Source organism: Rhizobium sp. PEPV16 (assembly GCF_008919455.1).
GTDB classification, from domain to species: domain Bacteria; phylum Pseudomonadota; class Alphaproteobacteria; order Rhizobiales; family Rhizobiaceae; genus Rhizobium; species Rhizobium leguminosarum_Q.
On sequence record NZ_VSZV01000328.1, the window covers coordinates 40,887 to 56,415 of the forward strand.

At 64.2% G+C, this 15,529-nt stretch carries 14 protein-coding genes; 2 read left to right on the plus strand and 12 right to left on the minus strand.

The genetic code is table 11. The annotated features are described in order from the left end of the window. Window position 1 precedes the first annotated feature (1 nt). From FY112_RS22475 to FY112_RS22500, 6 genes are all read right to left on the minus strand, one after another. Window positions 2-667 carry a 50S ribosomal protein L11 methyltransferase gene (locus FY112_RS22475; RefSeq protein ID WP_017960535.1) on the minus strand — a complete coding sequence of 222 codons (666 nt, stop codon included), beginning with the start codon at window positions 665-667 and terminating at the stop codon, window positions 2-4. Between the two features lie 25 nt (window positions 668-692). Continuing rightward, a complete protein-coding gene (locus FY112_RS22480) occupies window positions 693-1,127 on the minus strand; it encodes a GNAT family N-acetyltransferase (RefSeq protein WP_151519317.1) in 435 nt (144 codons plus the stop codon). Between the two features lie 65 nt (window positions 1,128-1,192). Beyond that, window positions 1,193-3,148 (minus strand): DEAD/DEAH box helicase, encoded by a 1,956-nt coding sequence (locus FY112_RS22485; RefSeq protein WP_151519318.1) that lies wholly within the window; start codon window positions 3,146-3,148, stop codon window positions 1,193-1,195. A 99-nt stretch (window positions 3,149-3,247) separates the two neighbouring features. After that, window positions 3,248-5,104, minus strand: a complete 1,857-nt coding sequence (locus FY112_RS22490) for an adenylate/guanylate cyclase domain-containing protein (protein ID WP_151519319.1) — start codon at window positions 5,102-5,104, stop codon at window positions 3,248-3,250. 5 nt (window positions 5,105-5,109) lie between these two features. Next, window positions 5,110-5,628 carry a FecR domain-containing protein gene (locus tag FY112_RS22495; RefSeq protein ID WP_151519320.1) on the minus strand — a complete coding sequence of 173 codons (519 nt, stop codon included), beginning with the start codon at window positions 5,626-5,628 and terminating at the stop codon, window positions 5,110-5,112. 142 nt (window positions 5,629-5,770) lie between these two features. Continuing rightward, a complete protein-coding gene (locus FY112_RS22500; RefSeq protein WP_151519321.1) occupies window positions 5,771-6,916 on the minus strand; it encodes a citrate synthase in 1,146 nt (381 codons plus the stop codon). A gap of 84 nt (window positions 6,917-7,000) precedes the next feature. On the opposite strand from FY112_RS22500, the gene FY112_RS22505 reads away from it, so the two are divergent. Beyond that, window positions 7,001-8,089 (plus strand): citrate synthase/methylcitrate synthase, encoded by a 1,089-nt coding sequence (locus tag FY112_RS22505; protein WP_017960541.1) that lies wholly within the window; start codon window positions 7,001-7,003, stop codon window positions 8,087-8,089. Between the two features lie 38 nt (window positions 8,090-8,127). Here the strand turns inward: FY112_RS22505 and FY112_RS22510 are convergent, their stop codons facing one another. From FY112_RS22510 to FY112_RS22530, 5 genes are all read right to left on the minus strand, one after another. Then, window positions 8,128-8,598 (minus strand): SRPBCC family protein, encoded by a 471-nt coding sequence (locus FY112_RS22510; protein ID WP_017960542.1) that lies wholly within the window; start codon window positions 8,596-8,598, stop codon window positions 8,128-8,130. A 73-nt stretch (window positions 8,599-8,671) separates the two neighbouring features. Next, the gene (locus FY112_RS22515) at window positions 8,672-10,300 is read right to left on the minus strand and encodes a CTP synthase (protein WP_012757532.1); all 1,629 of its coding nucleotides are present in this window, start codon (window positions 10,298-10,300) and stop codon (window positions 8,672-8,674) included. Window positions 10,301-10,443: 143 nt separating this feature from the next. Continuing rightward, window positions 10,444-10,965 carry a preprotein translocase subunit SecG gene (gene secG, locus FY112_RS22520; protein WP_151519322.1) on the minus strand — a complete coding sequence of 174 codons (522 nt, stop codon included), beginning with the start codon at window positions 10,963-10,965 and terminating at the stop codon, window positions 10,444-10,446. Window positions 10,966-11,096: 131 nt separating this feature from the next. Continuing rightward, window positions 11,097-11,867: a triose-phosphate isomerase gene (gene tpiA / locus FY112_RS22525; protein ID WP_062944293.1), complete on the minus strand. Its 771-nt coding sequence runs from the start codon at window positions 11,865-11,867 to the stop codon at window positions 11,097-11,099. 196 nt (window positions 11,868-12,063) lie between these two features. Beyond that, the gene (locus FY112_RS22530; protein WP_131629931.1) at window positions 12,064-12,963 is read right to left on the minus strand and encodes an alpha/beta hydrolase; all 900 of its coding nucleotides are present in this window, start codon (window positions 12,961-12,963) and stop codon (window positions 12,064-12,066) included. 219 nt (window positions 12,964-13,182) lie between these two features. Here FY112_RS22530 and parE point away from each other — a divergent pair, with 219 nt between their 5' ends. Further along, entirely contained in the window at window positions 13,183-15,285 is a 2,103-nt protein-coding gene (parE, locus tag FY112_RS22535; RefSeq protein WP_151519323.1) for a DNA topoisomerase IV subunit B, read from the plus strand. A 64-nt stretch (window positions 15,286-15,349) separates the two neighbouring features. Here the strand turns inward: parE and FY112_RS37210 are convergent. Then, window positions 15,350-15,529 (minus strand): hypothetical protein (locus FY112_RS37210; RefSeq protein WP_210384808.1); only part of this gene is annotated, 180 nt, incomplete at its 5' end.

Sequence of the window (15,529 nt, forward strand, 5' to 3'; positions counted from 1 at the left end):
TTCAGCCGTTGCCAGCCAGCACAAAGACACCTGCCGGCACTCCCCCGCCGCTGGTGCCCCCGCCGAAATCCGCAACCGCGTGGGTGGCGATACGGCTGAGTTCGCCCTGCGGCAGATAGGCCCGCTCGGGATCGCCGATCAGCACCTCGATGCCGCTCGACTGGCAACGCCGGAGAAAGGCCATGACCCGCAAGGCAAGCGAGGGATTGTAGAACAGGTCACCGACAACGAGGAGGTCGGTCGCCGGCGGTGGCTCCCCAATGATATCGGCGGCCCAGGCCAGGATGTTCACACCGTTGATCGCTGCATTGAGCCCGATCGCGGCAATGGCATTGGCATCGATGTCGACCGCCGCCACCGTGGCTGCTCCGGCCTTTGCCGCCGCGATGGCGACGAGCCCTGAGCCGGCGCCGAGATCGAGCACCCGGCGGCCGGTCACCATTTCCGGTCGATCGAGCAGATGGCGGGCAAGCACCGCGCCGCCGGCCCAGGGATAGGCCCAGTAAGGCGGCGGATCGGGCTCTCTGCGACCAGCAAGCCGCCAGAGCCCGCTCGCGGGCCCTGGCGTATGGAGCAGGATCTCGGGGATGGAGGGAACCGGTGATATCGGCAGGTTGGCCTTGATGAAGGCGGTCGGGTCGGGAGTCGGCATACAGGGGCGTTTCATCGAGGTCTGCTCCTGCCGACGAAGCTCAGTAATTCTTCATGGCAAGATGCGGCATGCCGCCGTCAAGAAATTCCGCGCCATAGGCAACGAAGCCGAAACGCTGGTAAAGCGGCAGCTTGTCCGCCTGCGCAGTGAGATAGAAGCGGTTGCCGCGGGCGCCGCGATGCAGTTCCATCGCCCGCCCGATCATATCAGCCGCCATGCCGCGGCCGCGCCATCGGCCGGCAACCGCAACCCGGCCGATCTTCACATGTTCCTCGGCGTAAATGACCCGCAGGGTGCCGGAGACTTCGCCCGCCGTGACGGCGACAAGATGATGGGCGTTGAGATCGTCGGCATCGAATTCCTCGGCTTCGGGAACCTTCTGCTCATGCACGAAGATAGCGCGCCGCAGCCGGAAGGCCTCATTGCAGAGCGTACTGAAAACCGGGACGCTGAGGATCGCCGTTTCCATCACCATCCTTGCCTCCCTCAGGGATACGGCCCAAAGCCCTCCGCCGGACCAGCGAAGGGCTGCCGGCAAATTCAGCCGGGCTTCTTCTTTGAAAACTTGTTCTTCGGTGCGCCGCCGCCCTTGCCCTCATATTTGGGGCCTTCGGATCTGGCGCCTTCGAATTTCGGCTTGTCGGACTTCGGCCCATCGAAAGGGGGTTTGCCCGGCTTCTTGCTCCAGGGCTTGCTATCCCGTCTTTCCCCGCCGCTATTGTCGGCCGCGACATATCCGCCGCCCGGACCCTTGCCGAACTTGTTCTTCGGCCGCTCGCCGCGGAACGAATCATCCGGCCGCTCGTCGCGCGATGGCTTGCCGGCATAGGGCTTCGGCGCAGGCGCCCGGCTGAAATCCGGCGTGCCGGAAAGCTTGGTCACGCGGATGCCGCGTTCGAGCGCCTTGTTCGGACCGATCGCCGCCAGGAAGCTTTCGGCGCTCGCCGCGGCGATCTCCACGAAAGTTTCCTCGGGCTGCATCTTGATCGCACCGATCTCGCGCTTCGTCACGTTGCCGTTGCGGCAAAGCATCGGGATCAGCCAGCGCGGCTCGGCATTCTGCTTGCGTCCGACCGAGACGGAGAACCAGACGCTGGCGCCGAAATCCTCGCGCGGTCCCTTCTGCGCCGGCTCGTAGGGCTCGGCATTGTCACGGCGCTTGCGGCTGCGGTCGTCCTGCACGGTAACTTCGATCAGATCTTCCGGCGCCGAATGATTGGTGCGGTAAAGACGTAAGAAAGCGGCGGCGAGCTTTTCGGCGCCGTGGCTGGCGAGAAGCTGCTGTACCAGCCCCTGCTCTTCCTCCTGCGGCGTTTCGTTGAAGATCGGATCGGCGAGCAGCCGCTCGTCGTCGCGCTCGCTCACTTCCTCGGCCGAGGGCGGCCGCGCCCAGGCAGCCGAAATACCGGCATTCTCGAGCAGGCGCTCTGCCTTGCGCCGTGCATTCAGCGGCACGATCATGGCGCTGATGCCCTTGCGTCCGGCCCGGCCGGTTCGGCCGCTGCGGTGCAGCAGCGTGTCCGGATTGGTCGGCAGGTCGGCATGGATGACGAGATCGAGCCCCGGCAGGTCGATGCCGCGGGCGGCAACGTCGGTCGCGATGCAGACGCGGGCGCGCCCGTCGCGCATCGCCTGCAGCGCGTGGGTGCGCTCGTTCTGCGTCAGCTCGCCGGAAAGCGCCACAACGGCGAAATTGCGGTTGTTGAACCGCGCCGTCAGATGGTTGACGGCGGCACGCGTCGAGCAGAACACGATGGCATTGGTCGCCTCGTAATAGCGCAGCACGTTGATGATCGCATTCTCGCGGTCGCTCGGGGCAACCATCAGCGCGCGATATTCGATGTCGATATGCTGCTTTTCCTCGGCCGCGGTGCTGATGCGCACGGCATCGCGCTGGTAGCTCTTGGCAAGCTTAGCGATCGCCGCCGGCACCGTTGCCGAAAACATCAGCGTCCGGCGTTCGTCCGGCGCCGCATCGAGGATGAATTCGAGATCCTCACGGAAGCCGAGATCGAGCATCTCGTCGGCCTCGTCGAGCACGGCGGCCTTCAGTTCCGACATGTCGAGCGCCCTGCGGCGGATATGGTCGCAAAGCCGGCCGGGCGTGCCGACGACGATATGGGCGCCGCGTTCGAGCGAGCGGCGCTCGCTGCGGATGTCCATGCCGCCGACGCAGCTGACGATCACCGCGCCGGTCATCTCAAAGAGCCATTCGAGCTCGCGCTTCACCTGCAGGGCAAGCTCGCGCGTCGGGGCAATGACGAGGGCGAGCGGCGCGGCGGCATTGCCGAAGCGCTCCCTGCCTTCGAGCAGCGTCGGCGCCAGCGCCAGGCCGAAGGCGACGGTCTTGCCGGAGCCGGTCTGGGCCGAGACCAGCGCGTCGGAAGCGGCGAGCGCCGGATCGAGCATCGCCTTCTGCACCGGGGTGAGTTCGGCGTAACCGCGCTTCTGCAACGCCTTGGCGATCGCCGGAACGACGCCGTTAAATTCTGTCATGAGTTCGATCTTTCGGAGCTGTCAGGCGCGTTGCTGCGCCATGGCCGGAGCCAGCCGGCGGGGTATTTGCGCCGTTCCTAGCCGCTCCCGCGGCGATTGTCAAAGCGTGCGGCTACGCCACAGCCAGGCGTCGATGCGGCTTGCCCGGCCGCGCAGCGCCGTTTCCAACGGTCCTTCCATCCGGCCGGACTGTGTGAGCACGCTATCGGGACCTGCAGCGCGGACGATTTCGGCGCTCAGCGCCAGCTCGACACCATGGCGGGCGGCGACCTCCATCAGCCGGCTGCCGACATTGATGGTGTCGCCTGCCGCGGTGATCTGCTGCCGGTCGCCGGTGCCCAACCGCGAGGCGACGATCGGGCCGCAATGGGCGCCGACTTTGAAGCCGATCTTCTTCTGGGCAAAGCCCGCATGCGCTTGAAGCCAGGCCCTTGTGCGCTCGCACAGGCTAACCGCACAGGCAGCGGCGCGTGCGGCGTCGTCATCGGCAGGCTCCGGCAGGCCGAACAGGATCATCGCCCCGTCGCCCATGAAGCTGGTGATGGCGCCGCCATGGGCGCGCGCCTCCTCGTCGACCAGTTCGAAGAAGCCGCTCAGCATCTCGCTCACCGCCACCGGCCCGACATTTTCGCTGAGGCCGGTGAAACCCGAGAGATCGATGAAGATGACGGCGGCGTTCTGGCGCACCGGCGCGGCAAGGAAATTCGGATCGCGCGCCAGCCACTCGCCGAGCCCGGGCGCCTCGATGCGCTGCAAGAGCGCGCTCTGCTCGGCGAAATGACGGGCGCGGCCGCGGTCGAGCCAGAGTTCGGCCGCGCCATAAGCCAACGCCGGCGGCAGCGCTGCGGCGATCGGCAGCGCCGCACTCAGCCAGTAGCCATGTGCGAAGGCCGACAGGTTGAGCATCGCCCAGACGATCAGCGTCAGCACGATGATGACATAGCCTGCCGCACTCCGCCGCCAGGCGACCAGCGACACGAGCACGATCGGCAGTCCGATGGCGGTGGCGGCATCGATCAGCCGCATCCTGCGGTCGCGCACCATGCCGTCGCCGGTAACAAGATGGGTGATCGCCGTCGACATCACCTCGACGCCGGGCATGACGGGATCGAACGGCGTCGGGAAGACGTCGCCGCCGCCGGTGACGGTCGAACCGATGACGACGATGCGGCCTGCGACCGCATCCGCCGAAAGCTTGCCATCCAACGCATCGGCGGCGCTGAAGGTGGCGATGCTGCCGTGCCCGCCATAGAAGGTCACCGGCAGACGCTGGCCGATATCTGTGGGAATACGCAGCTTTCCGAGCATGATGGCGTCACGTTCGATGGTGGGATCGACGCCAAGCGCCACCGACGCGACACGCAGCGGAAAAGCCGGATCCAGGCGGTCTGCGGCACGCGAGATCAGCGGGATAAAGCGCGGCGTGCCGGTCTGGTCGGTTGCGACGTTGACGATGCCGACCGCGGCGGCCTCGGCAAAGCGAGGAAGCGGCAGCAGCAGCTGGTTTGCCTCCGGGATGGCGGCAAACGGATCCTCGGCGGCATCGGTGACCCGCTGGCTGCTTTGCGCGAAAGTGGCCGCGGCCGCAATCACGCTCGGCCCCTGGCGAAGGGCTGATGTCAGCGCCGCATCACCCGCCTCCGGCCCCGGATCGACCAGCAGAATGTCGATCGCCAGGGCCTTCGGCTTCAACGCGGTGATCGCGTCGGCGAGGCGCGCAAGTGTCGCCCGATCGAGCGGATAGCCGTGTACCCTAGCGGTACGGTCGTCGATCGCGACGATCGAGACGACGGGAGGCGGTGTCTTCGCCCCGACGATGGCGCTGCGGATATCGGCAAGCGAGGCCTCCATCCGGTCGAGAAGGCCGCTTCCGGCATGGAGATTGACATAGCCGAGCGCAGCTCCCCAAAGACCGGCGAGCAGCAGCGCGATCACTGTCAGCAGGCGATGATTCATGGGACTTATTGGCCGAGACGGGCAAGAAGGGCAGCGGCGCGCGGCGCCGGCCAGCGACGCACGACGAGGGGTTCGGTTCCGGCGGTAACGTCGACGCCCTCGCCCGGCGACAGCACCACCGGCTCGCCGGCCGGCCGGCGAACTGCGACGCTGCCTCTGACGACCAGCACCGAGGTCTGGCCGCCTGCGACATCGACAGCCCATTGGGTGCCGCGCACGGCCGCGATCGCCTGCGGCGTCACGACCTGGAAACCGCCGGCGTGCTGGGTGTTATCGACATCGACGAGAATGGCCTTGCGGCGCAGCGATGCCGAATCGGGGCTGCCGTCACGGTTGCGGTCGACAAGGCTGTAGGCCGCGCCGGTCTCCGCCGTCACCGTCACGCCACCGGGACAACTGAGCACTTGGCGGGCGCCGGCATCACGCGATACCGTACAGCCGGCAGACTGCGCAAAGGCCGCCCCATGTGGAATGAGGCCGGCAGCGAGTGCGGCGGCAAAAAGGCTGCGAAACGTCGTATTCATGGAAGTCCCTTTGACCGTGCGGAACAGCTCTTTTCGAAAGCGCCCGCCAACCGTCTTCTTCCCAACCGTCTTCTAATATGAAGCATGATAACCGAATTCAAATATTTCCCTAGACCAAAAAAGCAAATCGCCGGCGGAATTCTTACGTTCTATTATCCGTTTCAGGAGCCGGTCCGGTATAACGTGCCCGCGGCCGGATCAATTCGCCGCTGTCGATCTGTTCCATTGCATGGGCAAGCCAACCGACTGAACGGGCAAGCGAGAAAATGATGATCGGCGCCTCCCTCGGGAGATCGAAGGCGGCGGACATCGCGGCAAGCGCAAAATCGACGTTGACCTTCTCGCCGACCATCTCCTCGCCGGTTTCCCGGACCTCGGCAAATTGTGGCGGCAGGGAGAAGTGCGACAGCAGCGCCAAGGCCCTGATATCGCCATCGGGATAGAGCGGATGGCCGAAGGCCGACAGGCGATTGCCCTGGGCGAGCGTGCGGCGGATCGCCTGCTCCGCCCCAAGCGCGGAAGCGGTCTCGATCAAGGCGCCGACGCCTTGCCAGGCGGCACCATGCAACGGCCCTGTCAGCGTCGCCAGACCGGACAGCACGGCGGCCGAAAGGGCTGCACCCGCCGATGCCGTGACCCGCGCCGCAAAGGCCGAGGCGTTGAGTTCGTGATCGGCAAGCAGCACCAGCGCGCGGCGCAGACAATCGGCGGCGTCCGGCCGCTGCCAGCTTGCCGCAAGCCTGAGATGCAGCGGTCGGTCCGACGTCCCAGGCGCCAGCGCATCGGCGACTGTGTAGAGAACCCCGCTTGCTTCGCGACGAAGTGCTGCCTGCGAGCGGCCGAGCGACGGCAAATCCGATGTTATACGCCCCGCCAGCGCCAGGAATGCCGCCTGAAGCGGCGGAGAGGCATGGCGGGTCCCGCTGCTGGAGGAAAGTGGCTCCGCGCCGTTCCAGAGCAGTGACGCCGTCTGCTCCAGCGTCGCGACTTCAGCGAAAACGGCCGTATCTTTTCCGCGATAGAAAAGCCGTCCGCCGATGATGGTGGAGATTGCCGAGGAGAGAACCGGATCGCCCCAGCGGATCGCCTCGGCGGCGACCGTTTCGGTCTTGCGGCGGCCGGCATGGCGTTCGGCAAGCCGCTGTACGTCGGCAGCCTGGTAGAGGCTGCGGCGCGGGTCGGCGGGATCGGGTTTGGCGCGGATGCGCCCGCGACTGACATTGGCGTAGAGCGTCTGCGGCTTGGTCTTCAGCGCCCGCAACGCCTCCTCGGCAGTCAGCCACGACATCGGAACCTCACATTGATCAATTGCATCAAGATTGACGTCAATGAGACTAGGTTCGATCATCCCGGTCGTAAAGGAGAAAACAACATGAAAAACGGCTTGGAAGATGTCATTGCTGCCGAAACGCAGCTTTCGGATGTCGATGGCGAAGCGGGACGACTGGTCATCCGCGGCGTATCGCTGGAACATCTGGTTGCAGACGGCACCTATGAAGGCGTCGCCGCCCTGTTGCTCGATGGGCTGATGGAAAAGAGCTTCGACGAAGCGGAATTGCGCGCCTGGCTGGCGCAGGCGCGAACGAGGGTTTTCGACCATATCAAGGCCGCTGACGCCGCCCTGCTCGCTTTGCCTCCGGTCGATGCAATGCGGGCGCTGATTGCCCGGCTGCCCGACGGCGAGGATTTCGATACCGCGCTCAGGCTTCTGGCTGCGCCCGCAGTTTTCCTGCCGGCGATCCTTCGCAAGCAACGCGGCAAAAGACCGATCGCGCCCGACGCCTCGCTGCCGCAGGCGGCCGATATCCTGCGTATGCTGACCGGAAAATTGCCGACCAGGGAGCAGACAGCAGCACTCGATACCTATCTCGTGACGATATCGGACCATGGCCTCAATGCCTCGACCTTCGCATCGCGCGTCATCGCCTCGACGCAGGCTGGCCTCACTTCGTCCGTGCTCGCCGCACTGAGCGCGCTGAAAGGGCCGCTGCATGGCGGCGCGCCCGGTCCTGTACTCGACATGCTGGATGCGATCGGAACCGCGGAGAATGCCGGCCACTGGCTCGGTGAAGCGCTTGATCGCGGCGACAGGTTGATGGGCTTCGGCCACCGTATCTATCGCGTCCGCGATCCGCGCGCCGATGCGCTGAAGGGCGCGCTGAAGCCGCTGATATCAACCGGACAGGTAAACAGCGCCCGCAGTGCGCTGGCGGAAGCCGTGGAGGTCGCTGCATTGGCGATCCTGAAGGCGCGCAAGCCGAACCGGCCGCTTGACGTCAATGTCGAGTTTTATACCGCGCTGCTGCTCGAAGCGCTCGCCTTTCCGCGTGAGGCCTTCACCGGCGTCTTCGCGATCGGCCGCACCGTCGGATGGCTGGCGCATGCGCGCGAACAGGCACTCGACGGCCGGTTGATCCGGCCACGCTCGGTCTATATCGGGCCGTTGCCAGCGGCTGCGTGAAGGTTGAATTCGGCGGCAGCATGTCCTGCCGCCGATTCTCAACCGCTGACGAAAGCGGCCAGCTTGTCGAGCGTCGAGCGGCACCCTTCCTCATTGTCTTCGAGGCGGATCCCGGACGGAATATTGTCACAGACCATCGCAACATCGGTGCCTCCATCCGCAGGCGACAACATCGTGCTGACGGTCATCTCGCCGGAAAAACCTTCGTCCTCGGAATTGAAGACCGTTGCCCAGACGATTCGTTCATCCGGCACGAGCTTGGCAAAGCGGCCTTCGAACCTGTCTGTCTTGTCGGAGGTCTTGCCCGGCTGCGATGTCTCGTCGTCGGGATAGACAAGCGACATGCTGAAGGCGCCGCCTTCCCTGCCCTCGAAGGCATGGACGATGCCCTTCATGGTATCAGGCGGAAGCCAGGTGGCGACCGCATCTGCATCGAGGAAGGCGCGGTAGATGCGCTCGCGCGGCGCTGCGATGAATCGTGAGACGGTCGTGCTGCGTGAAGGGGTCATGCCGGCAAGTTAGCGCAGGCATGGATGTTATCCAGATCGCGCCTCAAACAACGCGATCTGGTGCTGTCAGTCGTCAGACGAGACGGCTCTGTTCCGTCGCCGCTTCTATGAAGCTGGCAAACAGCGGATGCGGGTCGAGCGGCCGGCTCTTCAGTTCCGGGTGGTACTGCACGCCGATGAACCAGGGGTGATCGGGATATTCGATCGTCTCCGGCAGCACGCCGTCCGGCGACATGCCGGAGAAGACCAGGCCGCAGTTCTCGAGCCGGTCCTTGTAGTCGATATTGACCTCGTAGCGGTGGCGGTGACGCTCGGAAATATCGGTGGAACCGTAGATATCCGAGATCTTCGTGCCCTTCTTCAGGGCCGCCTTGTAGGCGCCGAGGCGCATCGTGCCGCCGAGATCCCCGGCTGCCGTACGCTTCTGCAACTCGTTGCCCTTGACCCATTCGGTCATCAGGCCGACCACCGGCTCTTTCGTCGGGCCGAATTCGGTCGAGGAGGCACCTGACACGTCGGCGAGATTGCGCGCCGCCTCGATGACCGCCATCTGCATGCCGAAGCAGATGCCGAAATACGGCACCTTGCGCTCGCGGGCAAAGCGGGCAGCGTGGATCTTGCCTTCCGAACCGCGTTCACCGAAGCCGCCGGGCACGAGAATACCGTGCACCTTTTCGAGATAGGGTGCCGGATCTTCCTTTTCGAAGACCTCGGACTCGATCCATTCGAGATTGACCTTGACGCGATTGGCGATGCCGCCGTGATGCAGCGCCTCGATCAGCGACTTATAGGCATCCTTGAGGCCGGTATATTTGCCGACGATCGCGATTGTCACCTCGCCCTCCGGCGTCCGGATACGGTTGCAGACCTCTTCCCACGGATCGAGCCGCGGCTTCGGCGCCGGCTCGATACCAAAGGCCGCGAGCACCTCGTCGTCGAGGCCTTCCTTGTGGTAGGCTATCGGCACATCGTAGATGTTGGCGACGTCGAGCGCCTGGATGACGGCGGACGGGCGAACGTTGCAGAACAACGAGAGCTTGCGGCGTTCGGCCTCCGGAATTTCGCGGTCGGCCCGCACCAGCAGGATATCGGGATGAATGCCGAGTGCCTGCAGTTCCTTCACCGAATGCTGCGTCGGCTTGGTCTTAAGCTCGCCGGCCGCCGGGATATAGGGCATCAGCGTCAGGTGGACGTAGACGGCGGTGCCGCGCGGCAGGTCGTTTCCGAGCTGGCGGATCGCCTCCATGAACGGCATCGCTTCGATGTCGCCGACCGTGCCGCCGATCTCGCAGATGACGAAGTCGTAGTCGTCATTGCCCTCGATGACGAAATCCTTGATCTCGTTGGTGACGTGCGGGATGACCTGCACCGTCGCGCCGAGATAGTCGCCGCGCCGTTCCTTGTCGATGATGTTCTTGTAGATGCGGCCGGTGGTGATGTTGTCGGTCTTGGTCGCCGAACGCCCCGTGAAGCGCTCGTAGTGACCGAGATCGAGATCGGTTTCCGCGCCGTCGTCGGTGACGAAGACCTCGCCGTGCTGGGTCGGGCTCATCGTGCCCGGGTCCACGTTCAGATAGGGGTCAAGCTTGCGAAGCCGAACCCGATATCCACGGGCCTGCAGCAACGCTCCGAGAGCCGCGGCCGCAATTCCTTTTCCGAGAGAGGAAACCACGCCGCCAGTGATGAATACGTATCGCGCCATGGGATTCACCGGATACCTTTTCAAAAACGATTCCACCAGCCCAAAAATTCTTTTCCAGAACTTTCGATGCGTGGCGCAGGAATCTGAACAAAAGAAAACCGGCAGACCCGAGGGCCTGCCGGCGGTTTATGTCGAAGACCGGCTTACTGTCCCGTCGGGACGCCGGAGGGCTGAGCCGGTGCCGGCGCGGCCGGAGCTGCGGGCGTTGCCGGGGCAGTCGTTGCCGGAGCAGGCGTTGAAGGCGCGGTGGCCGCCGGGGCCTGAGTGCCAGTTGCCGGCGCCCCAGTTGCTGGCGCCTGCGGTGCGGGTGCTGCCGCGCCGCTGCTCGGAACACCGTTGCCGGCCGGCGGGGTTGCCGGAGCCTGCGCGCCGCCGAGCGAATCGAGAATACCGTTGCCCTGGCCGCCGGTTGCCGGAATGCGGTCGAGGATGTCGCTCGGACGGCCCTCGTAACGCGTCAGGATGCCGAGGCCGAGCGAGGTCAGGAAAAACAGGGTCGCAAGGATCGCGGTCGTGCGCGTTAGCGCATTGGCCGTGCCGCGGGCCGACATGAAGCCGGAACCGCCGCCGATGCCGAGGCCGCCGCCTTCCGAGCGCTGGATGAGCACGACGCCGACAAGGGCGAGCACGATCATGAGATGGATGACAATCAATACGGTCTGCATGGGTCCAGTCCTGCCCGCCTGGAGACGGACAAAGTTAAGAATTCTGGCGGCTCTTTACATGAGGCTTTCATCTATTCCAAGCCCTTCAGCCAGGAATAAACTCGGGAATAAACCCAGGAATAAAAAATGCCTCAGGCGAGCAGCGCCTCATAGGCCCGGTAGATGGCGAGGAAGTCGGCCGCTTTCAAGCTCGCTCCGCCGATCAGCGCGCCGTCGACATTGGCAATGCCCATCAGCTCATGGGCATTGGCCGGCTTGACCGAGCCGCCATAGAGAAGACGCATCTTGCGGCCTTCGTCGCCGAAGCGGGCCACAAGCTCTGCCCGCATGAAGGCATGCGCCTTTTCGACATCACCTGATGTCGGCGTCACGCCTGTGCCGATCGCCCAGATCGGCTCGTAGGCGATGACTGTGCTCTCAGCGGTGGCGCCGTCCGGAACCGAGGCGGAAAGCTGGCGCTTGATGACGTCGAGCGCCTGGCCTGTCCGGCGTTCATCCGCGGTCTCGCCGATGCAGATGATCGCTGTCAGCCCTGCGGCGAAGGCGGCCTCCGCCTTGGCGCGCACCAGATGATCCGTTTCGGCATGGTCGGTGCGCCGCTCGGAATGGCCGACGATGACATAGGTGCCGAAACAATCGGCAATCATCTCGGCCGAGATGTCGCCGGTATGCGCACCGGAGGGGTTCTGATGGCAGTCTTGAGCGCCGATCGCCAGCGGGCTGTCGGTGCACAGCGCCGTCGCCACATAGAGCAGCGTCGCCGGCGGGCAGATCAGCGCTTCGACCTTGTCGGCCAGCGGCGGGCGAACACCCTCGGCGATCACTTTGATCTGATCCAGCGAGGCACGCATGCCATTCATTTTCCAGTTTCCCGCCACAAGCGGGCGTACATCAGGTGTCATGCTGGCCTTCCGCAATCTGCTTATGCCTTGGGCAATATCAAAAGCTTGCAGCAAAGAAAAGCATCATGCCCTTGACGTAAGGGGAATCTCTGCGATCCCGCGCATATTTCTGCCGAAAATCGTCCGCTACAGCGCTGCGCGTCTTTTCAGACACGCCAAGGTAGCATTTTGAATCCGCGCATCGGCTCGATGCACTCTAGCCGGCGAGAATCCAGTTCAACACCCTGCGCCAGTCGATCATCCGGATCGGCGTCCCGTGATTGCCGGTCTGAAACAGCGTGAAACGCGCCGGATACTTTGCCTTGTGCAGGCTTTCGAACAGCGCCTGCTGGTTAGCGGCGGCATAGACCGGGTCGCGGCTGCCATGGGCGAACCACAGCGGCAGCTTCGCCTTGTAGAAGGCGCTCTTGGTGAAATCGCGATCGGTGACCCCGCTCATGATCAGCATGCCCTTCAGCCGCTTGACGCTGTCGCTGTCGCGCGCAACGCCCCAGCAAACCTGGCTGCCCATCGAGGCGCAGGAAAGGATGATCGGCCGGCCGGGCGATTGCGCGCTGGCATAGCGGATGAGGCCGCTGATCGCCGCAACGCCGCTGCTGTCGAAGCTTTTGACCGTCGGCGAATAATAAACGCCGCCATTGCCGGCGACGAGGTTCTTGAGGCGGTTGAAATTGCCGCCGAAGCTGTAATCGTTGGCGCCGAGCCGCCGGTCGCCATCGCGCCCATGGATGAAAATCACCGTGAAAGCGGCATTTCCGGCCGGTCCCACCCTGGTGACATCGAGCTTGATGCCGTCGAGAGACAGCGTCTCGTCCGCTTGCGCCTTGCGGATGGCGAGCGCCACATATTTCTGCTGCACCCGCTTTTGCGGGATCTGATCGCGGCCGTTGATATCGCGCATCTCGTCATAGTCGATGACCTCGAAGGCGCCGCCGTCGCCTGTCTCCAACACGGACTGCTTGGAAAACAGATCGTCCTTGAAAGGCGGCAAAGCGTCGGCCGCCTCTGCCGGACCAACAGCGGACAGGATGGCCGCGGACAAGAAAAACGCCGCAATTGCAGTGATGATGGTGCAATGACTTGTGGACATTCGCATTCGGATGGTTCCTGAAGCCTGCCGCCGCTTGCCATTCTGCGCCCGGCAACGCAAATCATTTGGGAAAATCCCGCCAAATCAGGCGGTGTCGCGTATAGAGGTGCTTTCTGGCAAAATCTGCCTGATTCGCAAACGTGGCATGAAATGCGGTGATTTTGGGTCGGCGGCGGATGCCCGCCCAAGCCAGACCTAAGACAGGATGAAGATCTGAACGGCTCCATGGACGATAGCAACGACCTTTTTTCCGGAATGCCCCTCTCTGAAAAACGTGAGGAGGCGCAGAAGCCTACGGCGCCCGCCGAACGGCCGCCGGTGACGGCTGCGCCCGCCGCAGCGGCAGCGCCCCCTGCTGCCGGAGCCTCCGCACGCCCGGCGCCTACCGCCTCGAACTCCGATGATTACGGCGCCTCGTCGATCCGCGTCCTCGAAGGCCTCGAGCCGGTGCGTATGCGCCCGGGCATGTATATCGGCGGCACCGATGAAAAGGCGCTGCACCACCTCTTTGCCGAAGTCATCGACAATGCGATGGACGAGGCGGTCGCCGGGCATGCCAATTTCATCGAGGTTTATCTCGACCTCGAGGGTTATCTCACCGTCTCCGACAACGGTCGCGGCATCCCGGTCGAGAACCATCCGCAAGTGCCGGGCAAGTCGACGCTCGAAGTCATCATGACCAAGCTGCATGCCGGCGGCAAATTCGACGGCAAGGCTTATGAGACGTCGGGCGGCCTGCACGGTGTCGGCGTTTCGGTCGTCAACGCGCTCTCCGACGACCTCGAGGTCGAGGTGGCGCGAAACCGCAAGCTCTACCGCCAGCGCTTCTCCCGCGGCCTGCCGCAGGGCGGGCTCGAAGAGTTGGGCGACGTCCACAATCGCCGCGGCACCCGTGTGCGCTTCCATCCCGACCCCCAGATCTTTGGGGATCACATGAGGTTCGACGCCGCCCGCGTCTTCCGCATGGCGCGCTCGAAGGCCTATCTGTTCGGCGGCGTCGAGATCCGCTGGAGCTGCGAGGCGGGCGTGCTGCCCGAAGGTTCCGAGGTCCCTGACAAGGCCGTGTTCCACTTCCCCGGCGGCCTCAAGGACTATCTCCAGGCGACGATGGGCAAGGAGTTCACCGTCACCCGCGAGATTTTCGCTGGCAAGACGGAGAAGGTGAGCGGCCACGGCTCGATGGAATGGGCGATCACCTGGTATGGCGGCGATCCGCAGGTGCATTCCTATTGCAACACCATCCCGACGACCGAAGGCGGCACCCATGAAGCGGGGCTGCGCATTGCGCTGACCAAGGGCCTGAAGGCCTATGCCGAGCTGACGCAGAACAAGCGCGCCGCGCAGATCACCACCGACGACGTGATGATCTCGGCCGTCGGCATGCTGTCGGTCTTCATCCGCGAGCCGGAATTCGTCGGCCAGACCAAGGACAGGCTTGCGACAGTCGAGGCCCAGCGCATCGTCGAGAACGCGCTCCGCGATCCCTTCGACCATTACCTTGCGGACAATCCGAACGAGTCGGCCAAGCTGCTCGACTGGGTGATCGAGCGCGCTGAGGAGCGTCTGCGCCGCCGCAAGGAAAAGGAAGTCAACCGCAAGAGCGCTGTGCGCAAATTGCGCCTGCCCGGCAAGCTCGCCGATTGCTCGCAGAACACCGCCGAGGGCGCTGAACTCTTCATCGTCGAGGGCGATTCGGCAGGCGGTTCGGCCAAGCAGGCGCGCAACCGCGCCAACCAGGCAATTCTGCCGCTGCGCGGCAAGATCCTGAACGTTGCCAGCGCCGGCCGCGAAAAACTCGGCGCCAACCAGCAGCTCGCCGATCTCGTCCAGGCTCTCGGCTGCGGCACCCGCTCGAAATACCGCGACGAAGACCTGCGCTACGAACGCATCATCGTCATGACCGATGCCGACGTCGACGGCGCCCACATCGCCTCGCTGCTCATCACCTTCTTCTATCAGGAGATGCCGGAGCTGGTGCGCGGCGGCCATCTCTTCCTTGCCGTGCCGCCGCTTTACAAGATCACCCAAGGGGCGAAATCCGCCTATGCCCGCGACGACAATCATCGCGCCGAGTTGATGCAGACGGAGTTCAAGGGTAAGGCCAAGGTCGAGATCAGCCGCTTCAAAGGCCTCGGCGAAATGATGCCCGCCCAGCTTAAGGAAACCACGATGGATCCGTCCAAGCGCACCCTGCTGAAGGTGCTGATCGACGAGGTGGATTTCGAAGGCACCCGCGCCGCCGTCGACGATCTGATGGGCACCAAGCCGGAAGCCCGCTTCCGCTTCATCCAGGATCGCGCAGCCTTCGCCGAAAACCTCGATATCTAGAATATACCATCGAGCTCGCCGAACGGTCGGATAGACACGGGTTCGGCGCGCCGCATTTTAGCATTCACGATTTCACGGAACTGACGAAGAACCGTAACAACTCCGTCAAACAACCGGCGCATGAAGCGGTCGGCGTGCCTCCCAAGGGAGCATTGGCGCCGGTCGAACCGTTTTCAACCCTTGCCGGATATTTGCTATGACCAAGCGTTTTCTCGCGACTGCCGCTTTCGTTCTCCTGTCCAGC

What these genes read in the sequence shown, in the direction of transcription:
- FY112_RS22510 (WP_017960542.1), bottom strand. Translation starts at nt 8,598, where the DNA reads ATGACCCCTTCACGCAGCACGACCGTCTCACGATTCATCGCAGCGCCG.
- FY112_RS22515 (WP_012757532.1), bottom strand. Translation starts at nt 10,300, where the DNA reads ATGGCGCGATACGTATTCATCACTGGCGGCGTGGTTTCCTCTCTCGGA.
- FY112_RS22480 (WP_151519317.1), bottom strand. Translation starts at nt 1,127, where the DNA reads ATGGTGATGGAAACGGCGATCCTCAGCGTCCCGGTTTTCAGTACGCTC.
- FY112_RS22495 (WP_151519320.1), bottom strand. Translation starts at nt 5,628, where the DNA reads ATGAATACGACGTTTCGCAGCCTTTTTGCCGCCGCACTCGCTGCCGGC.
- FY112_RS22490 (WP_151519319.1), bottom strand. Translation starts at nt 5,104, where the DNA reads ATGAATCATCGCCTGCTGACAGTGATCGCGCTGCTGCTCGCCGGTCTT.
- FY112_RS22485 (WP_151519318.1), bottom strand. Translation starts at nt 3,148, where the DNA reads ATGACAGAATTTAACGGCGTCGTTCCGGCGATCGCCAAGGCGTTGCAG.
- tpiA (WP_062944293.1), bottom strand. Translation starts at nt 11,867, where the DNA reads ATGACACCTGATGTACGCCCGCTTGTGGCGGGAAACTGGAAAATGAAT.
- FY112_RS22500 (WP_151519321.1), bottom strand. Translation starts at nt 6,916, where the DNA reads ATGTCGTGGCTGACTGCCGAGGAGGCGTTGCGGGCGCTGAAGACCAAG.
- parE (WP_151519323.1), top strand. Translation starts at nt 13,183, where the DNA reads ATGGACGATAGCAACGACCTTTTTTCCGGAATGCCCCTCTCTGAAAAA.
- FY112_RS22530 (WP_131629931.1), bottom strand. Translation starts at nt 12,963, where the DNA reads ATGCGAATGTCCACAAGTCATTGCACCATCATCACTGCAATTGCGGCG.
- FY112_RS22475 (WP_017960535.1), bottom strand. Translation starts at nt 667, where the DNA reads ATGAAACGCCCCTGTATGCCGACTCCCGACCCGACCGCCTTCATCAAG.
- secG (WP_151519322.1), bottom strand. Translation starts at nt 10,965, where the DNA reads ATGCAGACCGTATTGATTGTCATCCATCTCATGATCGTGCTCGCCCTT.
- FY112_RS22505 (WP_017960541.1), top strand. Translation starts at nt 7,001, where the DNA reads ATGAAAAACGGCTTGGAAGATGTCATTGCTGCCGAAACGCAGCTTTCG.